Consider the following 518-nt stretch of genomic DNA (forward strand, 5'->3'; position numbering starts at 1 on the left):
TTTCGAATTCAAGGATGGTGCCAAGCTTGCTACAGAATATATGTATGATGCCAATGGCAGCTTAATAAAAGATTTGAATAAGGGAATCGAAATTCAATATAATTTATTAAATTTGCCAAGTCAGGTCAAGTTCTCGGATGGAAGTACCATCACTTATACTTATGGTGCGGATGGAGTAAAGCTTCGCACGGTGCATAAAATAGGAGGTGTTACTACCACTACCGATTACTGCGACAATGTGATCTATGAAAATGGTACGGCTAAACAATTGCTGACCGAAGAAGGATATGTCTCTCTGTCTGATAAGAAATATCACTATTACCTGAAAGATCATCAGGGAAATAATCGGGTGGTAACTGATCAGGCCGGTGGGATGGAGGAAGCCAACTACTATTATCCTTTCGGAGGTGTCTTCTTAAGTAACGGGAATGATGTTCAGGCTTATAAGTATAACGGGAAGGAACTGGATACAAAGAAGGGACTGAACTGGTATGATTATGGGGCGAGAGAGTATGATG

Annotated in this window: 1 pseudogene; it reads left to right on the top strand. The window is 40.5% G+C overall.

Going from position 1 to position 518, the window contains the following annotated elements:
• Nucleotides 1–518, top strand: a pseudogene (locus BACCELL_RS25590) (RHS repeat-associated core domain-containing protein); the annotation flags it as partial.

Origin of the sequence: Bacteroides cellulosilyticus DSM 14838, assembly GCF_000158035.1 — a bacterium.
GTDB lineage: Bacteria > Bacteroidota > Bacteroidia > Bacteroidales > Bacteroidaceae > Bacteroides > Bacteroides cellulosilyticus.